The sequence below is a fragment of the Bradyrhizobium sp. Ec3.3 genome (assembly GCF_000472925.1).
Taxonomy (GTDB): domain Bacteria; phylum Pseudomonadota; class Alphaproteobacteria; order Rhizobiales; family Xanthobacteraceae; genus Bradyrhizobium.
This window is the reverse complement of sequence record NZ_KI421479.1, coordinates 325,430-347,143: the sequence shown is the minus strand read 5'-3', so window position 1 is coordinate 347,143 and position 21,714 is coordinate 325,430. Positions and strand designations below refer to the sequence as shown.

Below are 21,714 nucleotides of genomic sequence, written 5' to 3'. Positions count from 1 at the left end.
GGCTTCTCATGCCACCGGCCAGTCCGCAATGAAGCTTTTCGCCTTGTACAGCGCGATCTTGTCCCATTCGTGCAGGACGCGGCGGCGCAACTCGGCATCGGTGTGCCAGAGCCCGCGCGGCGTCGCAAAACTGTCGACCGTCAGAAGCATCTTGGTCACCTCCGGCCAGTGCCGGTGCAGCGTCATCGGGTAGCGACGCGCCGTCCAGGTATTACCGAGGCAAATCACGCTGCGAATATTTTGCAGCCCGAGCGCCGCATCGATGACCGGCAGCGAGAAGACGACATTCTCCCCGGTATTCATCGCCCGGTGCTCTTCGAGGATGCGGCCTGCCGGAATCCCGGCTTCGACCATCGCAGCCTTGATGAGCGTGCACTCGGATTGCTCCGAGCCCGGCGTTACCCCGCCGCTGACAATCGACCAGCTGAAATAGCCGTCACGCCAAAGCCGGGCTGCGGTATCGGCGCGCAGAGCGACGTCCTCGCGGGTGCCGAACAGGAACAACAGGTCGGCCGGCCGAAGCGGCGTCTCGATCAGATGCGTGGCATTGATTGTGGCGATCTCATCCGCCGTCGGCATTCGGGTGCTGCGGTCCATGACGATGAGGATGCGACACAGGCCCGATTCCGCGAAGTCACGTTTGATGACCGGCGATTGCAGCCGCCCCTACGGCAGCAGTGCTTCCGGCAGCCGGTCAAAGCTGTAGCTGCGCGGCTGGTTGCGGCGGATGAAACCGCCGATCTGCCAGGTGAACAGGGCGGCGAAGCCGATGATGAACAGCGCGCCCGTCCATTCACCGGTCGTGATCGCGCGGATGAGAAGCCCGGCCATCGCCACCGCCAGCATCGCGAGCAGCGCGAGCGCCGCCGTGTAGGCGATGCGTCCGAGGCCTGCGGTCAGCCTCGCCCGGCTGCCCGCCTTCGCCATGCGCGCATGCAGCGCGACGATGAAATCGCGAAAGCCGTGATCCTGAGCCGCCATCAGCGCCGCGGTCTGCCAGGTCGTCGACAGGATTGCGAGACGGCCGCCATCCGCATGGCGGAGATCGGCGCGAAACCGGTGTTGCTGCATCGAGACGGGCCGGTATGACAGCCGGACCGCCGAGATCTCGCCATAGCGCCACAGGCCGGAGCGGCCTGCGATCTGCCAGGACAGGCCCTCTTCCGTCAGCTCGAAACGATGCGCCGAGCCGATCAGCGACGCCTTGTAGGCGTAGCTGGTGACTTGCTCGCTCGTGACTTGCGCCGCGGCCTCCTGAACCTCGGACATTTCGATCCTTATCAACTTCGCGCGCGGCCCGATCGGCTTGCGCGACCGCCCTCACCCATCCTACAAATCAGGCATGGCTGAGACGACCTTTTTTCCCCGTCACCTGATTCTCGGCGGCGCGCTGATCGCGGGCATACTGCTGGCGCTCGCGGTGCATATGCTGGGCGCACGCTACGGGCTCGACCTCGGCGGGCTTTGGCGCTCGGACACGCACGAGTTCATGCCGGCGGGTGCGGCGATCGCGTGGTGGCTGATCGCCACCGTCGGCTTTTCGGGCGGCTACTTCACCGCAACGTTGATGCAGAGCGCCGTCTCGGGCCAAATCCCGCAAAGGATGCGGCAGTTCCTGATCGCGGTCGGCGTGCTCTTGCTCGCCGGCGCCGGACAGGCGGCCTCCGCACCAAGCCCGATCCCGACCATCTCCGGTGTGCTGGCAGGCCTCGCCGCACTGTGCCTCGGCGCGGTGATGGCGTTCTGCGGTGCGCATTTCGCGCTCCGCAGGGCCTGACGTTCAGAGCATGATCCGGAAAAGTGTGGAGCGGTTTTCCCTCGCGACAAACGCGGAACGCGTTTGCGCGGAGATCATGCTTAAAGCGCGATGACGATTCATCCTAGTCTCGTCGCACTTTAGGCAGACGCGCGCAAGCGGGGCTTCGCCAGCATCATCGCAACCTCGGACGCCGGTCGCGGCGCGCTAAACAGATAGCCTTGCGCCTGGGTGCAGCCCTCGCGCCGCAAGAGCTCGAGCTGCGCATCGTTCTCGACGCCCTCCGCCGTGGTCGCGATTCCGAGGCTGCGCCCGAGGCCGGTGACGGCGCGGACGATGGCCATGGAATCTTCGCGCGTCGATAGCTCGGACACGAAGGAGCGGTCGATCTTGATCTTGTCGAAGGGGAAGCTGCGCAAGTAGCTGAGCGAGGAATAGCCGGTGCCGAAATCGTCGAGCGAGATCCGCACGCCCTGCGCGCGCAACTCGTGCAGGATAGCAAGCGTCGCCTCGCTGTTCTGGAGCAGCACGGATTCAGTGATCTCGAGCTCGAGGCGCTCGGCGGCGAGCCCCGAGGAGGCCAGCGCCTCAATCACCGAGGCGACCAGGTTCGGATTCTTGAACTGCACCGGCGACAGGTTGACGGCAACGCCGATCTCCTCGGGCCAGGTGGCCGCTTCGGCGCAGGCGTTACGCAGCACCTGCTCGCCGAGCTGCACGATCAGGCCGGTCTCTTCCGCTAGCGGGATGAAGGCGGCCGGCGAGATAAGGCCCCGCTGCGGGTGATTCCAACGGCTCAGCGCCTCGAAGGCGACGACGCGATCCTTGGCCACATCGCGGATCGGCTGGTAGTGGACCTCGAACTCGTTCCTGCCCAGCGCCGCCCGCAGATCCATTTCGAGCAGCCGCCGCGCCTGCGCGCGGGCATCCATGCCGGTCTCGAAGAAGCGATAGGTGCCGCGGCCGTCGGCCTTGGCGCGGTACAGCGCGAGGTCGGCGTTCTTCAACAGCTCATCCGGATTGCTGCCATCCTGCGGCGACAGTGAGATGCCGATGGAGACGCCGATGATGATCTGATGGTCGGCGATCTCGTAGGGCGCGGAAATCACTTCGACCAGTCGTCCGGCGAGTGCGGTGGCCGCCGCTTCCTCCTCCTTGCCGAGCTGGACCACGGCGAATTCGTCGCCGCCGAGCCGAGCCACGGTGTCTTTCTCGCCGACACAGGCAGCCAACCTGCGGCCGACCTCCTTGAGCAGCGCGTCACCGATCGGATGCCCGAGTGAATCATTGATGTCCTTGAAGTGATCTAGATCGAGGCACAGCACCGCGAGCTGATCGCCTGGCCTGGCGTGGCGCAAGCCCTGCTCGAGCTGCTCGTGGAACAGCACGCGGTTCGGCAGATTGGTCAGCGCGTCGTGGCGCGCCATGTGGGAGATCTTCTCCTGTGCCGCCAGCCATTCGGTGATGTCTTCGAAGGTCGCGACCCATCCGCCGCCCTGCATCGGCTGGTTGACGACGCGGATCGAGCGGTTGAACCTGCTGACGATCGTGGTCGTGGTGCGGTTGTCGCGGGCGTCGGCGACGAGCTGGGCGAAGAACTGATCCGGATCGCCCTGCCAGTGTCCCCGCGCCTGCTCTTCGCGCATCACCTCGAGCAGCAGGCGGCCGGTGAGCTGCATGTCGGTCCGGCGCAACATCGCGGCGTAGCGCTCGTTGAACAGGAGTATCTTGCCGTCCTTGTCGAACATGCAAAGCCCCTGCGACATGTTCTCGAGCGCGGTGTCGAGCACGACCTGCTGGCGCCCCAATTGGCCCTTGGCGCGGCGGTCGAGGATGGCGGCCACGAGTGCGATGGCGATGATGGCGGCCGCGGCGCTCGCGGTGAGCAGGGAGAGCGTCGCCGGCGCGATCGACAGCCCGCTGATCGCGAGCGTCGGATCCGGCGTCAGCTCGACGGCCCCCATCGCCGTGAAATGATGCGAGACGATGGCGAGCGTGAGCAGGCCGGTAGCGCTCACGGCATGCGAAAGGTCATCGCGCCGTGCTGCGACATAAATAGCAGCCGCACCGAACACGATTCCGAGCAGGATCGAAGCCGTCACCGTGCCGCTCGCCCAGCCGATGCGCGCGGGCATCTCCAGCGCCGCCATGCCGGTGTAGTGCATGGCCGCGACGCCGCCGCCGACGATGGCACCGCCGAGCAGGACCCAGGGCGTGCGCTTGGATGACACCGCGATGCTCAGGCCCACGAAGGTCACGGAGATCGCGAAGATCAGCGACAGGACCGTCACCGGAATGTTGTAGGCCGCGCCGGCGCCCGGCCCGTAAGCCAGCATCGCGATGAAATGCGTCGCCCAGATGCCGCAACCGCTGACGATAGCGTCGAGCGAAAGCCAGACCAGACGCGCAGTGCCCTGTGTGGCGCGCGCCCGATGAAACAGGCTGATCGCCGCCGCGCTGGCGAGCAGGCATACCGCGCCGCCCAGCGCGACCAGGCCCCAGTCATGCTCGTCCGTCAGACAATAGAGAACTTGGTACATATGGCAGGTCCATTTTCGGTACCTGCACTAAAGGGACGAGAGGTGGACAGTCGGTAACCGGCTACGTACCGGTTCGGCTCATGGTGAACGAAAGCTGTGAGCGCAAGGCAGCATACTCCGGGTTAACCATCGGCTGGCGCGCTGCGCCAGATCGCTGTCGCGGCCAGCAGCAGGACCGCTGCCGCAATGGTCAGCGAGGCGTGCAGGCCGGTCATGAAGTTCCCCGCCACCAGCGAGCCGAACAGCGTAACGCCAAGCACGCTGCCGGTCTGCCGGGTCGCATTGAGCACGCCGGCCGCGATGCCCGAGCGGGCCTTCTCGACGCTGCCGAGCAGCGTCGAGGTCAGGGGCGGCACCAAAAGGCCGAGGCCGCCGCTGATCGCGATCATCTGCACGGCGATCGCCCAGTAGCTCGTGTCAGCAGCCATGCCGAGCATGAAGAGGCAGCCCAGCGCCGAGACGCACGCGCCCACGATCATGGTCCTGCAAGCTCCGATCCGCTCGGACACGCGCGGCGCCAGCAAATTCACCGGCAGCACCGCGCCCATCATCGGGACGAAGGCGAGTCCGGTCCACCAGGCGGACAGCCCGTTGACCTCCTGGAAGTAGAGGCTGAGCACGAAGATCAGTCCGTAGATCGCAACGTTCACGAGCAGGCCCACGAGCGAGGTCAGCGCGAACATGCGGTTGCCAAACAGCGACAGCGGCAGCATCGGCTGCGCGGTGCGCTGCTCCCGCCAGACGAACAGCGCGGCCAGCACAGCGGCGGCGATGAAGGCTGCGATCACGGCGGGATGCGCCCAGCCGATCGCGCCACCTTCGATGATCGCGGCGGCGAGCGCGCCCAGTGCACCGATCGCCGCGCACTGGCCGGGCAGATCGATCTCGCGCGCTAGTGAGCGCGTGGTCTCATCGGTAAAGCGCCAGGTCAGCCAGAGGCCGGTAAGTCCGATCGGCAGGTTGACCAGGAAGATCGCGCGCCAGCCGACCAGCGTGATCAGGCCTCCGCCGACGAACGGGCCCGCCGTCAGGGCGAGGCTGGCGCCTGCGGCCCAGACCGCGACGGCGCGCCCGCGCTGCTTCTCGTCCGGATAAGCATGGTTGAGCAGCGCCAGCGAATTCGGCACCAGGATCGCTGCCGCCAATCCCTGGATCAGCCGCGCGCCGATCAAGACGGTGGCGTTCGGCGACAGCGCGCAGGCGAGCGAGGCCGCAGTGAAGATGGCGAAGCCCGCCATGAAGACGCGCTTGGCGCCGATGCGATCGCCAAGCGCGCCCGCAGTCAGGATGAAGGCGGCAAAGGCGATGGTATAGGCGCTCACCACCCATTGCAGCTCGGCGACCCCACCGCCAAGAGCGGTGCCCATCGCATGCAGCGCGGTGTTGACGATCGTGACATCGAGCTGCACCACGCCATAGCCGAGACTCATCGCAGCAAGCGTCAGCGAGGTGGCAAGGCGCGAGCGCTGCGTGCTCCCCGCGGATTCGTAGGCGATATTGGTATTGGCGAAGTTGGTTCGCATGCTGGCATCCCGATTGCAGCCCCACGCGAAAGATTACACCCTCAGCTCACATCATGTTTCGATAATGAACGAATGATGCCTGCGCTGCGTCACGAAAAACGCCGCGCCTCGCGCGCGGCGTTCCCTTAGGCGACGTGGGTCTAGCTCGCCGCGCGCATGTTCACCTTGGTCTCGGCGATCGAGGTCAGCTTCTTGTCGGTCGCCTTCTCCTCCTCGAGCGTCTTGGCGAGCACTGCGGCGCAGTCGTTGCGGCCGAGCTGCTTGGCCCAGGCGATCAGGCTGCCATAGCGGACGATCTCGTAGTGCTCGGCGGCCTGCGCGGCGTTGATGAGGGCCGCATCGAGCACCGCGTTGTCGGCGACCTCGCCGGCGGTGTCGTTGGCTTCCTCGATGATCCCGTCGATCGCCGGGCAATCGATCGCCTTCACCTCGACGCCGTGCATCTTGAACACCTCTTCCAGCCGCTTCACGTGCTGTTTGGTTTCATCGAGGTGCGTCAAAAAGCCCTGCTTCAACTGCGGGTCGGTCGCCTTATTTGCCATTTTCGGCAGCGCCTTGGTGAGCTGCTGCTCGGCGTAGTAGATGTCCTGCAATTGATGCACGAACAGGTCGTTCATGGTCTTGATGTCCTTGGTGAACAGTCCCATCGTTCCAGTCCTTGCGCTTCGGGAACAGAGCGGCGCCGGCCTGCGTATGCAGGCCGCTATCACGCTGTGTTCGGTTGCTGATGCACCGCTAACCGACACGCGTGAGGGACGTTCCGAAAGGATCGAAAACCTTGCGCTGGAACAAGGCGAACCGCGCTACGGTTTGGCAAAATGCGGGCAATGAAACGGCAATGCCGCGACTCGCAATCCTTAATGCGCGGCAATGTGTAGGACGTATGACGAAAGGGATGCCGGAACGCAGAACCTTCCGTTGTCAAGGGCTGCACAAGTCGCTGTTTTTGCCTTAAGGAACTAGGATATATGGCTGCGATCGGCGCTAGGCTTTGGGCGCCATCGCGCTCAATCGGCACCCGCTCGATTGGGCGGGTTTTACGAGTTGCTTGCCCCCGCCGGGAGGATGAATGCAGGACGTGCTGCCCGCGCTGAAACGCGGCTTCAAGAGATGGATCGGCTGGCGTCGGCTCGGCATTGCCGCGAGCGTCATGATCATCGCCTTCGCGATCACGACGCTGGTGCGCACCCTCAAGGGCATCGACACCGGCGTCATCCTGACCGCGTTAACCGAGATCCCCCGCGGCAATATCGGCCTTGCGGCGCTCTGCGTCTTCTTCGCCTTCTGTACGCTGACCTTCTACGACTTCTTCGCACTGCGAACGATCGGCAAGAAACACGTCCCCTACCGCATCGCAGCGTTGTCCAGCTTCACCTCCTATTCGATCGGCCACAACATCGGCGCGACCGTCTTCACCGGTGGAGCAATCCGCTTCCGGATCTACTCGGACTACGGGCTGAACGCGATCGACGTTGCGAAGATCTGCTTCCTCTCCGGCCTCACCTTCTGGCTCGGTAACATCTTCGTGCTCTCTATCGGTATGGCGATCCATCCCGATGCCGCCTCTGCGATGGATCAGCTCCCCTCCGCGATCAACCGCCTGATCGCCCTTGGCGGCCTTGCCTCCATCACCGCCTATCTGGTCTGGCTGTCGATGGGCGAGAAGCGCCGCGAGCTCGGCCAGAAGGGCTGGAAGGTGGTGCTGCCGTCCGCGCCGCTGACGCTCGTGCAGATCCTGATCGGCGTGGTCGACCTCGGCTTCTGCGCCATGGCGATGTACCTCCTGGTGCCGTCCACCCCGCCAATCGATTTCATGTCACTGGCGGTGGTGTTCATCTTGGCGACGCTGCTGGGGTTTGCCAGCCACGCCCCCGGCAGCATCGGCGTATTCGACGCGGCCATGCTGCTAGCGCTCCCCGAATTCGGCCGCGAGCAGCTCCTGGCCACCCTCCTGGTCTTCCGCATCCTCTATTTCATGATCCCGTTCGGCCTCGCCATTTCCATCATGGGAGCGCGCGAGCTCTGGATGAACGTCGTGGAGCCCTGGCAGGAACGGCGGAGGCTGGCGGAGGCCTGCGCGCAGGCCAACCTGCCCAAGCAGGTGACGCAGATGGAGCGCGAACGGTCGCTGCGGCAGGCCAGCAAGCGCTAGTCGCGGAGATCATGCTCAAACAATAGCTAAGGCGCGATGATCATTCGCGCTTTAGCCGCTGGACGGCGGCCCATAAACCGGTCAGACAAACGTCGAAGGCGGCTCGAGGAAGCCTCTCTTATTTCCGCCTCAACTTTGACGTTGAAAGCGCGGGCCATGATCCGAGCCAACCTCCGCACCTTCCTTGCCGGCGCCCTGCTTGTCGGGATATTCGGCGCTCTGCCGCTCGAACGCGCCGCCGCTCAGGACGGCAGCTTGCAGATCACCTGGGAGGTCCGCAACCGCTTCCGTCTGTTCCGCGAGGAGCGCGACTTCCTGCTCCATGTCGAGAACGCCCGCAACCGCAGCATCCTCGCCACCGAGCAGTCGCTGGAGATGCAGAGCGAGGGCCGCGGCTGGGCCCGCAACATGGTCAACCGCCTCTGCATCGACCTCCAGGGCCGGGTCAACCAGCCCTGCACCCGCGACAACGTCAAAGAAAACTACATCACCCCGGTCGACCACCCTGTGACCGTGCGCCTGACCGGTGCCGTGCCGGTCGGGGCTATCTGCGCCTGGTCGTTCGACGACGGAGACGGGCCGCAGGCCTCGACCTTCGACTGCGCCGAGCCGGTCAACCTGCGCGTGCGCTATGGCAGGCAGACGGTGGCGACGGTCGACGTCTCCTCCGGCTCCGACCCGACCCAGCGCATCCAGACCGAGATCGAGGTCCGTGACATCTTCGTTGCCGGCCTGGGCGATAGCATCGCCTCCGGCGAAGGCAATCCGGACCGGCCGACCGCGCTGGCCGATGACGGTTTCTGCTTCCGCTCCTATCTCGGCACTGCCGGCGGGCAGTACTACCGGCCGAGCCGCGCCGGCTTCAAGGGCGGGCGCGCCTGCGAGGCGCCCGACACCCTTGCCAACTGGCAGCGCTACGGCGCGCTCTGGTTCAACGCCCCCTGCCATCGCTCGCTCTACAGCTACCAGAGCCGCACCGCGCTCGCGCTCGCGGTCCGCTACCCCCACATCGCCGTCACCTATCTGCCGCTCGCCTGCACCGGTGCGAGCATCAGCGACGGGCTCTTGGGCTCGCAGCGTGCGCGCGAATGCCCGCCCGGCAAGAGCGGGACCTGCCAGACCAGCGTGAACGCGCAGGTGGCCGAACTGCGCGAGGCGCTCACTGCGGCGAGGAAACGTCAGCCGGACCGCAAGCTCGACCTCGTGCTGCTCTCGATCGGCGCCAACGACGTCTATTTCTCCGGCCTCGTCGCCGACGTGATCGTGGACACCGCGACCGAACGCGCGCTGTTCACGCGTTCCGGGGTGATGGCTGGTGTCGACGATTCACGCGATGCGCTCACGCGCGAGCTGCCCAGGAATTTCGTCAAGCTGCGCGAGGCGCTCAAGCCGCTGGTCGACGGCGACCTCTCGCACGTCGTCTATGTCTCCTACGCCAATCCGGCGCTCGCAGACGGCGGCGTGCCCTGTCGCGGCGGCCGCGCCGGCTTCGACATCCATCCCGCCTTCAACGCCGATCCGCAGCGGCTTGCCCGGGTCTCGACCTATGTCGACACCGAATTCCTGCCGCAGCTCAAGGGGCTCGCGACCTGCACGCAAGGCGCGCTGTGCCGCGATCCGGAATCCGACCGCATGACCTTCGTCGATACGCATCAGGGCCTGTTCGCCGACCACGGTTTCTGCGCGCATGCCGGCTCCGACCCCGAATTCGACCGCGCCTGTTTTGCCGAGAACGGCCAGAGCTTCAACCCCGACATCGTCACCGCCGCGAGCCAGCCGATGCTGTGCGGCCGCGGCGCATCCGAATATCGCGCCTACCTGCCGCGCGCGCGCTGGATCCGTGACGCCAATGACAGCTATTTCGCCGCGATGACCTATCCGCAAGGCCTGCCCGCCGCGAGCCAGCCGAACGACATTCACGACGCCGCCTGGGGCGTGCTTTCCGCCGTCTATGGCGGCGCCGTGCATCCCTCCGCCGAAGGCCACGCCGCGATGGCGGACGCGGCCCTGCCGGCCGCAAGCACCGTACTTGGCCTCGACGCCGTGCCGCCCGGCTTCACCCGCGGCCTGCTGGCGCCGCTGCTGCCGGGCGCGCGGCAGTAGGCTCCGCTCGCGAGTCCGGGCCGGCCACTGTCACCGCCACTGCTTCTCTTCCGCTGTCCACGCCCAGCCGGGCAGCCGGCCCTCCTTGCTGAAGGCCGACACCACGTTGTCCAACAGCCGCGATACATTGTTGTCGAAATTATTGTAGGGCAGCGACTGGCTGAAGGCGATCGAGCCGGTCGAGAACACTGCACCGTTGTTCGGTGCGGTGAAGTAGACCATATCGGCGCGCACCCGGTAGTCATGCGAGCCTGACAGCCCGGGATAGGGATAGAGAATCTCCTCGACCACGGTCTGGTAGTTGTCGCTGTGGCCGCCGGAGGACGCGACGATCAACGTGTGCGGCGGCGTGCCGAGCGCGCGGTCGTAGCGATCGATCTCGAGCCCGCCGGCCGCGCCGTGGGCAAGGCCGAAATCGCCGACGATCTCGCCCTCGATCCCGTCGAACATCCAGGCCGCACGGCGATGCCAGCTATCCGGCATACGCCGGAATGGCCGTGCCGAGTCGAACCCTTCCGAGATGAAGCCGATGCCGAACACCTTTTGCGGCGGGCGGCCGAGATCCTTCCAGAGTCCGCTCTTCTGCCCGGTGGTCGCCAGATAATATTCGCCCGGCCGCGCCTGCCATGCTCGCATGCCGGAATTCAGTTTGCGGACCTCGATGCACCAGGGATCGTCCTTGTGATAGCCGATGTTCCAGTAATAGCCGTTGCCGCCGAGATAGACGAAACGGCCGCCGTCGGCGATGTAGTCCTCAATCGCGTTGAGGATCGGCTCGGAAACATATTCCGGGTGCGTGCCGCTGAGCACCACGCGATAGGGATCGAGCAGCGCCTTGCCCTCGCGATGCAGATCCTCATCCGTGACTACATCATAGGCATAGCCCTTGTGCTCGAGCCAGGCGATGATCGAGAGGTCGGCCGGAAACTGCCAGGTGACGCCCATCGACGACATTCGCGCCTTCGGCCGCATGTTCAGGATCGGGCGCCGATAGGTGCTGTAGCAGACCCCTGCCCCGTCGCCATGATGATCGTAGAGCGAGAGCCCGAACTCCTGGGTCTCGTAGAGCTCGATGTCGATCTGCGACACGATCGGCGACTGCCCGGCGAGCGGCTGCATGATCTCGGCATCGAAGCTCAAATGCTCGTTGGCATAGGCAAGATAGCTGCCGGTCGGCACCAGGAACACGATCGGCGCGGTCGGCCGTTGCGGCCGGACGAAGAACACGATGTACTCTTCGCGCAGGCCCTTGCCGTCACCGACACGCAAGCGGAACGCATAGGCGCCGCTGCGCAGCGGCGGAACCCTGAAACGTTTTGTCAGCTCCCAATTGCAGTCGATGATCGCATCGTCATGGAATTCGACGCCGCCATATTGCTGCGGCGCCATTCGGTAGCAGTCGTCCCAGCCGTTCCAGTTGAAGCCGGTCTGGCCGCGCACCGGGCGGTTATAGCCGTCGGCATGCAGCGCATAGGGACCGGTGTCGACGACGCGGTCTCCGATGCCCTTGTCGGTGTAGCCGATGGTCGTGTCCCAGAACGCCACCTGCCCACTCGCCGGCGCCATGCCGGTCCGGCAGAACTGATCGAGCTCCTCGTGCGTCAGCACGCGGTCGAACACCGCCGGACGGTCGAGCTTGCCGTTGAGACACTGGGTGACGAAATGTCCGCGCAGCGTATGGAAATCCTGTGCGCCCGCCAGGATGAAGGGAACATCGGGCGGATTGACCGGCCGGAAGCGCAGCGTCTCGCGCACATGGGAGCGGAAATCGACATTGGCAACCCTGCTCAACAGGCCGTTGTAGCGGTTGGAGACGCCTTCCTGGTAGAGCGTCGCAACGCCCGTCGTAGCGTCGAAGGTCGCAGCGACAAAGTACCAGTTGCTCTTAAGCAGCGGCACCTCGCCGTCGAGATAGTCGACCTCGCTGCCGTCGCCATAACCGAATTCGAGCAGCCCATCGGGATTGAGCCACAGCCCGTAGCCGCGATTGCCGAATGAGTCCCAGCGTCCCATCAGGCATTGCCGTTTGCCGCCGCCGGGGCTGTTCGGATAGACGAAGGTTGCGAGCGTGAAGCTGCCGTTGAGCGCCAGGCGCTGACCAGCGTCCGCCACGTTCAGGAAGGCGCCGACCTGGGTGTACTGCTTCCGCACGCTCCACGCGCCGTTCAGCTCGCAGTCGATCTCCTCTTCTTGATAGCCGGGGCCGGCGGGATGGGCGTCGCCATGGATCAGCCGCACGAGCTGCGCCTCGACGGTCGTCGTGCCGTCTGCGTGCACGTAAAGTCTGATATCGTCGCCAGGCTTGACCGAGATCTTGTCGGCGTACCCAAAGATTTTCTGCTCAGCCATGATCGAAACTAGTCTCGCGAAGTGAAATGGAATTGAACGTCAGCTTTCGAGGAGGTCCTGGACGCGGCGCAGGAACAGCGCGTGATAGGCCTCATCGGGCGTTGCGTAATTGCGGTCCTCGACCACGCGCGGCGCGGTGCCGCGATGGCCGGACAGCGCCACGATGCGGTAAGCCCTGAACTCCTCCAGCACCATGATCGCGTATTTGTCGATCTGGCCCTGCCGGCGGAAATAGATCAGGAGCCGCTCCAGCGCCTCGCTGTGCTGCCCGAGCGGGCGGGTGCGGTGCTCCTCGATCACGGTGTCGGTCACTAGTCGCTTCAGGAAATCGCGCTGCATCTTGTCGAAGCGGCGGAAGAAGATCTGGTCCTTGTCCTCGGTTTCGGTGGCTTCTTCCGGCAACATCTCTCCGCCTTTCTCCGCGCGCGTGGCGCGACGCTCGCTCTTCTTCTTGTCCCGCCAGGTGCGGAACTGCCGCTTGATGCCGAACAGGCCCTCGCGGAGGAACAGCACCACGCCCAGCATGATCGCTCCGATCAGCATGTAGCGGAGCGGACCGAGATCGATCAGCACGCGATCGATGAACACCACGATCACGGTGCCGGCGACGGCTCCCTCGGACCGCCCGATGCCGCCGATCACCAGCATCGCGAGCGACAGCAGCACCGTGTCGAAGGAGAACAGGTTGGGCGATGCGCCGCCGAAATGGGTGGCATAGAAGCCGCCGATGAAGCCGAGCGCAGTCGACGAGATCAAAAACACCATGATCCGCGCGCGGATGAAGTCGACGCCGCAGGCCTGCGCAAAGGCCTCGCGCTTCTCGGGCGCCATTCGCAGCACACGGCCGAGCCGCTTGCCGTCGATGAACCGGTAGACGAACAGCGCGAACACCATCAGCGCCAGCGCCGCATAGTAGCTGAACAACAATCGCGGCATCTGGCCGAGGCTGGCCGGCAGATAGCTCGGCGCGCCGTAGAGGCCACCGGTCGCCGAGCCGAACTCCCGCGACTGCACGACATAGACCCGGCAGAGCTCGACGACTCCCAGCGTCAGGAGTGCGTAGTAGAAGCCGTCGAGCCGCATTGCCGGCAGGCCGATGATCAGGCCAAAGGCAAACCCGATCAAAGCGCCGAGCAATGGCAGGAGCCAGAAGGGCAATCCGAACTGGATCGCCAGATACGTCGTTCCATAAGCCGCCGCCCCCACCACGGCGTAGCTTGCAAGTGAAAAGATGCCGGCAGTGCCGATGATCAGCATCCAGCACAGGTTGATCGCCGAGTAGATGCCGAACACGGCGGCCGCGCTCATTACCGTGTTCCAGCCCGCGGCGGGCACGACCGCCGGCGCGAGCACGAGTGCGATGAACGCCAGCGTCCACCAGATCGGACGCTTGTCGACGATGGTCTTCTCCCGGCGCATCGTCTTCGGATTGTACTCGCCGCGGATCTGCAACAGCCGCCGCCGCGTCGGCCAATAGCGCTTGCGCCACCACAGCCTGCCGCCATGGCCGGGCCATTTGTAGTAGTAGCGCAGACGGCCGACGAGGTGCATGCGCGGCTTGAACGCGCGCGTTTCGTTCCAGGTGACCTGGTGCGACAGATAGGGATTGGTCGGCGCCTCGCGCGCCCGATACTCCGGATAATGGCAGTCGGTCGGATCGATCCAGACCTGTTCGACGGCGTCACTCATCGATCAGGCCTCCCGCGCCTTGTCGAGCAGGCCCGCGATGCCGCGCGGCCGGACCAGCAGCACGAGGATGATGAGCAGGAACTGCGTCATCAGCACATACTGGCCGCCGAGCAGCGTCGAGGTCAGGGCCTCGTTGAGGCCGATGATGACGGCACCGATCACCGCGCCCGGTACGCTGCCGAGACCGCCGACGAGGGCGATGCTTAGCCCCTTCACCATCGGCGTGATGCCGCTGAACGGCGCCACGTAGTAAGTCTGCGCCAGCAGCACCGAGGCAAGGCCCGCGAGCGAGCCGGTCAGCGCCATCACGTAGAAGCCGGTGCGCCGCACGCCGATGCCGACGATGGACGCCGCATGCGGGTTCATCATCATGGCGCGGATCTCGAGCCCGCGGCGGCTGGAGCGCATCCATAGCAGGATCAGCGTGAGCAGCACGACCGCCGAGAGCGAGGCGCCGAGCTTGTCCGATGTCACCACGACGCCAAAGATGTCGGCGTTCCAGCTGCCGAATAGGCGCGGCAGTGATTTTGCGCGCGGTCCAAAGTACCAGAGCAGCGCCTGGTTGCCGATCAGGCTGATGGCGAGCGTTGCGATCAGCGCGCGCAGCGGAAAGTTCGGCTTGTCGTGGATCGGGATGAAGGCGAGCAGGCAGACGATCAATCCGCCGAGTGCGCCGGTGAGGACGCCGGCGGCCATCACCACCGCGGGCTGCGGCGCGATATTGACGCTGGCAAGCCAGGCACCGTAGCCGGAGAAGGCGAAGATGAAACCGAAGGCCATGTTGACGAGGCCGAGGCTCGACCAGGTCAGCGAGATGCCGATCGCGAGAGTGCCATAGATGCAGGCGAGCGTGATCGCGTTGGAGAGTACAAAGCTCCAGTTCACCGGTGACCTCCCATCAGGCTCTTCGAGGCCGAGGCTTCACCCTTCAGCTTGCCGGCATGCATGCCGATGATGCGGTCGACCCGCCCCTCGAGCAGCGCGAGGTTTTGCTCGGCGATCACCATCGCCGAATTGCCGAGTTCGACCGCCATCAGCGCATCGACCACGGATTTTCCAATTTTCGGCGCAAGCCCCAGCGACGGCTCGTCGACGAGGAAGAGGTCCGCATCTGCCATCAAGCCACGGCCGATCGAGACCATGCGGCGTTCGCCGCCGGACAGACGTCCGACCGGAATTTTCATCAACTTCTCGAGCGGCGGAAAGATCTGGAGGATTTTTTGCTTGCGTACGCCCCGCTCCTTCCACGCCGCCTTGGTATAGGCGCCGCTGTCGAGATGCTCCTCGACCGTGAGCCCGTGAAAAATCTCGTCGCCCTGCGGAATCAACGCGAGCCCGCGCCTTACGATCTGATGGGTGTAGCGACCGGGCCCCTGGCTGCGCGTGCGGCCAACCTCGAACCCGTTGAGCTGGATCGACCCGCGCTGCCAGCCAGTGAGCCCCGCGATCGCCTGGAACAGCGTCGACTTGCCGTGGCCGTTGAGGCCGACGAGCCCGATGCGCTCGCCCGCGAACACGGTGAGATCGAGGTCGTGGATCACCCTCAGCGGCCCCCAGCCGGCGGAGAGCCCGCGCACGTCGAGCACGGCATCTCGTGCGACATCGCTCATCAGTGCACGCCCTCGCCGCCCTCGAATTCGAAATAGGCGGCCTTCACGCGGGGATCGACGAGGATCTGGTCGAGCCGCCCTTCCGCGATCATCTCGCCGGCATCGAGCACCATCACGCGATCGGCGATCGTGTCGAGCAACTCCATGCGATGCTCGATCAAGACGATCGCGATATTGAGCTCCTTCGCCAGCACGCGCATGATCTCGTCGAATTCGTCGATCTCCGAATTGATCAGGCCCGCGGCCGGCTCGTCCATCAGCAGGATCTTCGGCCGCCGCATCAAGAGACAGGTCATCAGCAGCTTGCGCCGGTTCAGTGTTTCCAACTGATCGGCCATCGTGCTCCCCGGCACGTGAAACGCGACGAGGCCTGCGCCCCATTCGGAATCATCCGGCGTCAGGTAGGGCCGGTAGGCCTGCCGCGCGGCTTTGAGCACCTGGGCGACCGTCATGCCCTCCGGCACGACCGGCGTCTGATAGGTGCGACCGATGCCGAGCCGCGCGCGCTGGTGCAGCGGCAAGGCCGTGATGTCCTTTCCGTCGTAATGCACGGAGCCGGATTTCGCCGGCATGCGGCCCGACAGCACCTCGAACAGGCTGGTCTTGCCGGCGCCATTCGGGCCGATGATGCCGAGCACCTCGCCCGGCTCGACCACGAGCGAGATGCCGTGCAGGATCGCGCGGCCACCGAGATCGAGCGTGATGTCGCGGCAGGCAAAGAGCGGTGAGGACTCTATCGTGCCGTGCACGTCACCACCACGGCGCCTTGCGCAGCGCGCTCTCGCGCAGGACATCCGGATAGACGATCTTGTGCTCGTTGTTCTGCACCTGGAAGAAGAGCTGGGCCATGCCCTGCTCCAGCTCCTTGGCGCCGAACGCATCGCCCGTGTCGGGGTAATGCGCGCACTCCTGGAGCGCATTGTTCATGCTCATGTAGCCGCACACGCCGCGATACGGCGTCTTGCGCACCCAGTCGCACACCCCCTTGAAGTTGGAGGGATCGCCAACCGCTTCCCACGCGGCCTTGAGGTAGTAGGTCACGTCGTAGCCGTTGCCCGTGTAGCAAAGCCCCATGATGCCCGGGAAACGCTTCTTGTATTTGGCGCGGAATTCCTTGCCCTTATCGTCGGCATAGACGCCGAGCACGGTGCTCCAGACGAAGCCTTCCGCGGCAGGGCCCGACAGCTCGAGAAATTCCGGCTGCGAGGGCCCGTATTGCAAGTAGACGAGCGTACCCTTGAGTGGATCGGCGCTGTACTGCTTGACGAAGGCGGCATATTCGGCGGCGACCCAGTGGTCGATCATCACCGCGCCCGCACCGACCTTCTTGATCTCCTGGATCACCGAGCCCCAATCCTGCACCGGATACTGGATGTCGGTGACCCCTGCGAGCTTGAACTCGCTCTTGGGGAGCGCAGCCTGCAACGCCTTGGAAATGGTCTGGTTGTAGGCGATCTGCTCCTGCACGATATGGACGCCGTTGTTGATCGGCTTCCACACGCCCTGGTCGCGCATCGCCTTCAGGAAGATCGGAAACGTGTAGCCGTAGTGCACTTCCGACGGGTCGGTTTGGAAGATGTGGGAGTATTTGTCGCCGCTCTTGCTGAGAATGTCGGTGAAGTTGCGCTGCGTCAGGCCCCAGAGGAACGGCGCCTTGTAGCGCGCCGAGACGTCGGCGACCGGCACCGGCGTGAACACGAAGGCGCAGGACATCGCATGCACTTTGGCGTCGATCAGCTTGTTCACCGCGACCTGTCCGCTCTCCGGCGACAGCGGATCGATGTCGACGACGACGGTCTTGAGCTGCCGCCCGAGCACACCGCCGGCGGCATTGATCTCCTCGATGGCGAGCGTCGTGCCGTTGAGATAGTCTTGGTGGTCGGCAACGCCGGCCTGGGCGGTCTGGGCCGTCGGCACGCCGATCAGGATCGGATCGTTCGAGGCGGCCCTGGTCGCACCGGAGATGTACGGAGCTGGAAGCGCCGCAGCCGCAGCGGCGGCCGGTACCGCCGTCAAAACGCGCCTGCGCGTGAATTTCGTGGTCATTGAGAACCCCCTCCTGCTTCGGCCATGAGGCCGATCTGCAATGCGGGGCCAAGCTAGGTCTGAAGCGACGCCATCGTCTTTTCGTTGGGCGCACTGTGTTTTTTGCCAGAGCGCACGCCTGCAACCGGTGGTATTTGGGAGAACGCCTGCGCCGCTGGTACACTTCTTGAATGCCTTTTGAACCGCATGTCCGCGAGTGAACCCTGAGCTGAGCGCCATGACGCAGAGCAACTCATATTCGACTGCCGGAATTGACGGACAGGGAAGCATCGAGGCCTGGCGGCAGGCCATGGCCGAAGTCTACTACCGGCTCGACATCAAGTCGGCCCACACCGACCGGCTGCGCGGCGAGTTGATCGACTGGCAGTCGGACATCATGGGCGTCTCCAATTTTCGCGCCGACGCGCAGCGCGTGATCCGGCGCAAGGAGGCGGCCAAGGCAGACAAGACCGAGGATTTCGTCTTCCTGTTTCCGACCCGCCACGCCATGCGCTTCCAGCAGCGCGGCCGCGAGGGGCTGGTGATGCCGGGCAGTGTCTTCCTCGTGAACGCGGCGGAGGCTTACGTGATCGATGTGCCTGACGCGTCGGAGAACATCACCATCAAGATCGATCGCGAGCGTCTCTCGGGCCGTGTCGCCGGCATCGACGATCTCTGCGCGACCGCCGACTTCACCAATCCGCTGCTGGTGCCCGCCATCACCACGCTCGGCGAGCAGGTGTTGAAGATGCAGCCCTCCGAGCACAGCGCGCGGATCGAGGACTGCATCATCGACATGCTCTGCCTGATGATCGAATGCCGCGATCAGCGCGACAACGGGGCGCTGATCCGGGAGACGCTCGGCACCTCGCTGTTCAACCGCATCGGAGCCTATGTCCGTCGCAACCTCGCCGATCACGCCCTGACGCCCGAGCGCGCCGCTCTCGATCACCGCATCTCGGTCCGCTACCTGCACAAGATCTTCCAGTATCACGGCACGACCTTCGGACAGGTCCTGCTGGAGGAGCGGCTCCAGCAGGCCCATCTGCTCATCGTCGCGAGCGGCCAGAAGGGCACGACCAACCTCGGCGAGGTCGCCTGGCGCTGCGGCTTCGCCAGCCAGTCGCATTTCTCCGTCAGCTACAAGAAGCGCTTCGGCATCCCGCCGCGCAGGACGCCGCTGCCGGGGGAGTGAACGGCGGAGCAATCGGGACCGTCTCCGCGGGAAGACGCTGGATTGCTTTGCGAAGTCGCCTCCCCGAGTCGTCCTGGCTTTCGCCAGGACGACTGTAGAGTGCGGGGCGATGGCGTCCGCCGCATCAGCCCCCCAGCCGTTCCATCAATCCAAAAACGGTATCAATCGATACTCCCTTCAACTTGGACACTTTCCTGCGCGCCCCTCTAGGAGTCGTCCCTGAGGAAACATTTATTCTGAGGAGGCGTGCGCATGAGCGCAGTAGTGTCCGCGGCGGACGTGAAGAGGTCCCGCGTCAGGCTTTTCATCGTGACCATGTTGTTCCTGGTCACCACGGTCAACTATGCCGACCGCGCCACGCTGTCGATCGCCGGACCCGCGCTCTCCAAGGAGCTCCATCTCGATCCCGTCGCCATGGGCTACATCTTCTCGGCGTTCGGCTGGTCCTATGTGATCGCGCAGGTGCCGGGCGGCTGGCTGCTCGACCGCTACGGTTCGCGCATCGTCTATGCCTTCAGCATCATCGTCTGGTCGCTGTTCACGCTGATGCAGGGCTGGGTCGGCTTCCTCGGCGCGGGCACCGCGGTCGCCATGCTGTTCGCCCTGCGCTTCCTAGTCGGCATTGCGGAGGCGCCCTCCTTCCCCGCCAACGCCCGCATCGTGGCAGCCTGGTTCCCGGGCAATGAGCGCGGCACGGCATCGGCCTTCTTCAATTCTGGGCAGTATTTCGCGACCGTGATCTTCGCGCCGCTGATGGGCTGGATCGCGCATGACTACGGCTGGCGCTACGTGTTCTTCGTGATGGGCGCGCTCGGCGTCGTCATGGGCCTGGTCTGGATCAAGACTATCTATGGCCCCAAGGAGCATCCCTCCATCAACGAGGCCGAGTTCGACTACATCAAGGAAGGCGGCGCGCTGGTCGATCTCGACACGCCCAAGGAGGAGCGCGCACCGGACTCGGGCCCGAAATGGGATCACATCCGCCAGCTTCTCTCCAACCGCATGATGCTCGGTGTCTATCTCGGCCAGTACTGCATCAACACCCTGACCTATTTCTTCCTGACCTGGTTCCCCGTGTACCTCGTCAAGGAGCGCGGCCTGTCGATCCTCCAGGCGGGTTTCGTGGCGACGCTGCCGGCGCTCTGCGGCTTCATCGGCGGCGTGCTCGGCGGCATCATCTCGGACGCGATTCTGCGCAAGACCGGCTCCCTGACCATGGCGCGCAAGATCCCGATCGTCGGCGGCATGCTGCTGTCGATGGCGATCATCGGCTGCAATTATGTCGACGGCCAGGCGCTGGTGATCGGCTTCATGGCGCTCGCCTTCTTCGGCAAGGGCATCGGCGCGCTCGGCTGGGCAGTCGTCTCCGACACCTCGCCCAAGGAAGCCGGCGGCGTCTCCGGCGGCCTGTTCAACACTTTTGGCAACCTCTCCTCGATCACCACCCCGATCGTGATCGGCTACATCGTGGCCGCAACCGGCTCGTTCAACGGCGCCCTCGTCTTCGTCGGCGTCAACGCGCTGGTCGCCGCGTTCGCCTATCTCGTGGTCGTCGGCCAGATCCAGCGGGTGGTGCTTAAGCGTTCCTCCTGAGCGCTCCGGCGAAACCGGAACGGACCAGGCAACTTACGGCGGCTTCACAGCCGCCGTCTTTGTTTCGGAGGTTATCGATGCTAGAAGTGCCGGGGAAACGCCTTATCCATCTAAGGCAAGTATCGATGTTCGACCTCAACCAGCTCCGCTGCTTCGTCACCGTGGCGGAGGAATTGCATTTCGGCCGCGCCGCCGCGCGACTCAACATGACCCAACCACCGCTGTCCCGGCAAATCCAGGTGCTCGAGCACATCATCGACGCGCCGCTGCTGGAGCGCACCAGCCGCTCGGTTCGCCTGACGCCGGCCGGACGCAGCTTCCTGCCGGAGGCGCGGCGCATCCTGAAGCTCGCGGAGAGCGCCTCGCAGGTCGCCCGCCGCATCGCGCTCGGCAAGACCGGCTCGCTGAAGATCGGTTTCACGGCCGCGGCCGCTTACGGCTTCCTGCCCGAGCTCGTCGCCGCCTGCCGCGCCAGACTGCCCGAGGTCGATTTCTCGCTGAAGGAGATGGTCTCCGGCGACCAGTTCGAGGCGCTCGCCTCCGGCCAGATCGATGCCGGACTGTTGCGGCCGCCGATCGCGCGGCCGGAGCTTGCCAGCCGCCGTGTCGTCGCCGAGCCCCTGCTCGCGGCGATCCCCAAGAAGCATCCGCTGGCGAGCGCCGAGTCGGTGACCATCAAGGATTTCGACGACCAGCCCTTCGTGATGTATTCGCCCTATGAGAGCCGCTACTTCCACGACCTGCTGGTCGCGCTCTTCACCCGCGCCGACGTGCTGCCGCGCTATGTCCAGCATTTGAGCCAGATCCACTCGATCCTCGCCATGGTGCGGGCCGGGCTCGGGCTTGCCATCGTGCCGGCGGCGGCGGCGAGCCTGAAGATCTCCGACGTGCGCCTGCGGCCGCTCAAACTGCGCACGCGCGTTCCGGTCGAGCTCTTCATGGTCTGGCGGCGCGAGGACGAGAACCCGTTGCTGTCGGCACTGGTGAAAATCGCAAGCGAATTGGTCGCCGCGGAGACGATCGAAGATTGATGCTGAATATGCATCATTCGATATAGGCTTTGGCTTGGACGCGCATCGAACGGTCTCTTAAGTAACGGCCCATGGACGCAGCGGTTCGCGCGTCTTCCAGAACAACCGGCGTGCCCGTTTGCGCGCCGCCTTCAAAACCCAAAGGGAG

General features: G+C 64.9%; 17 protein-coding genes. 6 read left to right on the top strand and 11 right to left on the bottom strand.

The window, feature by feature from the left end; translation table 11 throughout:
• Positions 1–6 precede the first annotated feature (6 nt).
• Both YUU_RS0148860 and YUU_RS0148855 read right to left on the bottom strand, forming a co-directional pair.
• Positions 7–579, bottom strand: a complete 573-nt coding sequence (locus tag YUU_RS0148860) for a YdcF family protein (protein WP_245288342.1) — start codon at positions 577–579, stop codon at positions 7–9.
• Between the two features lie 87 nt (positions 580–666).
• Positions 667–1,269, bottom strand: coding sequence for a hypothetical protein (locus tag YUU_RS0148855; RefSeq protein ID WP_035665427.1), 603 nt, complete (start codon positions 1,267–1,269; stop codon positions 667–669).
• A gap of 73 nt (positions 1,270–1,342) precedes the next feature.
• Between YUU_RS0148855 and YUU_RS0148850 the strand changes: the two genes are divergently transcribed.
• Positions 1,343–1,777: a hypothetical protein gene (locus YUU_RS0148850; protein WP_027528651.1), complete on the top strand. Its 435-nt coding sequence runs from the start codon at positions 1,343–1,345 to the stop codon at positions 1,775–1,777.
• Between the two features lie 119 nt (positions 1,778–1,896).
• Here the strand turns inward: YUU_RS0148850 and YUU_RS0148845 are convergent, their stop codons facing one another.
• The 3 genes from YUU_RS0148845 to YUU_RS0148835 form a co-directional block, all read right to left on the bottom strand.
• Positions 1,897–4,296 carry an EAL domain-containing protein gene (locus YUU_RS0148845; RefSeq protein WP_027528650.1) on the bottom strand — a complete coding sequence of 800 codons (2,400 nt, stop codon included), beginning with the start codon at positions 4,294–4,296 and terminating at the stop codon, positions 1,897–1,899.
• A 122-nt stretch (positions 4,297–4,418) separates the two neighbouring features.
• Positions 4,419–5,819, bottom strand: a complete 1,401-nt coding sequence (locus YUU_RS0148840) for an MFS transporter (RefSeq protein WP_027528649.1) — start codon at positions 5,817–5,819, stop codon at positions 4,419–4,421.
• A gap of 140 nt (positions 5,820–5,959) precedes the next feature.
• Complete coding sequence (locus tag YUU_RS0148835; protein ID WP_027528648.1) at positions 5,960–6,466, bottom strand: ferritin-like domain-containing protein; 507 nt, start codon at positions 6,464–6,466, stop codon at positions 5,960–5,962.
• Positions 6,467–6,888: 422 nt separating this feature from the next.
• Here YUU_RS0148835 and YUU_RS0148830 point away from each other — a divergent pair, with 422 nt between their 5' ends.
• Both YUU_RS0148830 and YUU_RS0148825 read left to right on the top strand, forming a co-directional pair.
• Positions 6,889–7,971 (top strand): YbhN family protein, encoded by a 1,083-nt coding sequence (locus YUU_RS0148830; protein WP_027528647.1) that lies wholly within the window; start codon positions 6,889–6,891, stop codon positions 7,969–7,971.
• A 156-nt stretch (positions 7,972–8,127) separates the two neighbouring features.
• A complete protein-coding gene (locus YUU_RS0148825; RefSeq protein ID WP_027528646.1) occupies positions 8,128–10,074 on the top strand; it encodes a hypothetical protein in 1,947 nt (648 codons plus the stop codon).
• Between the two features lie 30 nt (positions 10,075–10,104).
• Here the strand turns inward: YUU_RS0148825 and YUU_RS0148820 are convergent, their stop codons facing one another.
• Genes YUU_RS0148820 through YUU_RS0148795 form a run of 6 tightly spaced genes read right to left on the bottom strand, consistent with a single transcriptional unit; the run spans position 10,105 to position 17,768 of the window.
• A complete protein-coding gene (locus tag YUU_RS0148820) occupies positions 10,105–12,423 on the bottom strand; it encodes a LamG domain-containing protein (protein WP_027528645.1) in 2,319 nt (772 codons plus the stop codon).
• A 39-nt stretch (positions 12,424–12,462) separates the two neighbouring features.
• On the bottom strand, positions 12,463–14,112 hold the full coding sequence (locus YUU_RS0148815; protein WP_027528644.1) for a branched-chain amino acid ABC transporter permease: 1,650 nt from the start codon (positions 14,110–14,112) through the stop codon (positions 12,463–12,465).
• 3 nt (positions 14,113–14,115) lie between these two features.
• Positions 14,116–14,997, bottom strand: a complete 882-nt coding sequence (locus YUU_RS0148810; RefSeq protein WP_027528643.1) for a branched-chain amino acid ABC transporter permease — start codon at positions 14,995–14,997, stop codon at positions 14,116–14,118.
• Positions 14,994–15,722, bottom strand: coding sequence for an ABC transporter ATP-binding protein (locus tag YUU_RS0148805; protein WP_027528642.1), 729 nt, complete (start codon positions 15,720–15,722; stop codon positions 14,994–14,996). The genes YUU_RS0148810 and YUU_RS0148805 overlap by 4 nt, the downstream gene beginning before the upstream one ends.
• Positions 15,722–16,471 (bottom strand): ABC transporter ATP-binding protein, encoded by a 750-nt coding sequence (locus YUU_RS0148800; RefSeq protein ID WP_027528641.1) that lies wholly within the window; start codon positions 16,469–16,471, stop codon positions 15,722–15,724. Before YUU_RS0148800 ends, YUU_RS0148805 begins: the two co-directional genes overlap by 1 nt.
• Position 16,472: 1 nt before the next feature.
• Positions 16,473–17,768, bottom strand: coding sequence for an ABC transporter substrate-binding protein (locus YUU_RS0148795; RefSeq protein WP_027528640.1), 1,296 nt, complete (start codon positions 17,766–17,768; stop codon positions 16,473–16,475).
• Positions 17,769–17,985: 217 nt separating this feature from the next.
• Here YUU_RS0148795 and YUU_RS0148790 point away from each other — a divergent pair, with 217 nt between their 5' ends.
• The 3 genes from YUU_RS0148790 (at position 17,986) to YUU_RS0148780 (ending at position 21,566) form a co-directional block, all read left to right on the top strand.
• The gene (locus tag YUU_RS0148790; protein WP_156944988.1) at positions 17,986–18,942 is read left to right on the top strand and encodes an AraC family transcriptional regulator; all 957 of its coding nucleotides are present in this window, start codon (positions 17,986–17,988) and stop codon (positions 18,940–18,942) included.
• Positions 18,943–19,194: 252 nt separating this feature from the next.
• Positions 19,195–20,535 carry an MFS transporter gene (locus tag YUU_RS0148785; RefSeq protein WP_027528638.1) on the top strand — a complete coding sequence of 447 codons (1,341 nt, stop codon included), beginning with the start codon at positions 19,195–19,197 and terminating at the stop codon, positions 20,533–20,535.
• A gap of 125 nt (positions 20,536–20,660) precedes the next feature.
• Positions 20,661–21,566, top strand: a complete 906-nt coding sequence (locus YUU_RS0148780) for a LysR substrate-binding domain-containing protein (protein WP_027528637.1) — start codon at positions 20,661–20,663, stop codon at positions 21,564–21,566.
• Positions 21,567–21,714 lie beyond the last annotated feature (148 nt).

Excerpts from the sequence above, each read along its gene's own strand:
- YUU_RS0148815 (WP_027528644.1), bottom strand. The coding sequence starts at position 14,112 with ATGAGTGACGCCGTCGAACAGGTCTGGATCGATCCGACCGACTGCCAT.
- YUU_RS0148830 (WP_027528647.1), top strand. The coding sequence starts at position 6,889 with ATGCAGGACGTGCTGCCCGCGCTGAAACGCGGCTTCAAGAGATGGATC.
- YUU_RS0148825 (WP_027528646.1), top strand. The coding sequence starts at position 8,128 with ATGATCCGAGCCAACCTCCGCACCTTCCTTGCCGGCGCCCTGCTTGTC.
- YUU_RS0148785 (WP_027528638.1), top strand. The coding sequence starts at position 19,195 with ATGAGCGCAGTAGTGTCCGCGGCGGACGTGAAGAGGTCCCGCGTCAGG.
- YUU_RS0148820 (WP_027528645.1), bottom strand. The coding sequence starts at position 12,423 with ATGGCTGAGCAGAAAATCTTTGGGTACGCCGACAAGATCTCGGTCAAG.
- YUU_RS0148835 (WP_027528648.1), bottom strand. The coding sequence starts at position 6,466 with ATGGGACTGTTCACCAAGGACATCAAGACCATGAACGACCTGTTCGTG.
- YUU_RS0148805 (WP_027528642.1), bottom strand. The coding sequence starts at position 15,722 with ATGAGCGATGTCGCACGAGATGCCGTGCTCGACGTGCGCGGGCTCTCC.
- YUU_RS0148780 (WP_027528637.1), top strand. The coding sequence starts at position 20,661 with ATGTTCGACCTCAACCAGCTCCGCTGCTTCGTCACCGTGGCGGAGGAA.
- YUU_RS0148840 (WP_027528649.1), bottom strand. The coding sequence starts at position 5,819 with ATGCGAACCAACTTCGCCAATACCAATATCGCCTACGAATCCGCGGGG.
- YUU_RS0148860 (WP_245288342.1), bottom strand. The coding sequence starts at position 579 with ATGCCGACGGCGGATGAGATCGCCACAATCAATGCCACGCATCTGATC.
- YUU_RS0148845 (WP_027528650.1), bottom strand. The coding sequence starts at position 4,296 with ATGTACCAAGTTCTCTATTGTCTGACGGACGAGCATGACTGGGGCCTG.
- YUU_RS0148790 (WP_156944988.1), top strand. The coding sequence starts at position 17,986 with ATGACGCAGAGCAACTCATATTCGACTGCCGGAATTGACGGACAGGGA.
- YUU_RS0148855 (WP_035665427.1), bottom strand. The coding sequence starts at position 1,269 with ATGTCCGAGGTTCAGGAGGCCGCGGCGCAAGTCACGAGCGAGCAAGTC.
- YUU_RS0148795 (WP_027528640.1), bottom strand. The coding sequence starts at position 17,768 with ATGACCACGAAATTCACGCGCAGGCGCGTTTTGACGGCGGTACCGGCC.
- YUU_RS0148850 (WP_027528651.1), top strand. The coding sequence starts at position 1,343 with ATGGCTGAGACGACCTTTTTTCCCCGTCACCTGATTCTCGGCGGCGCG.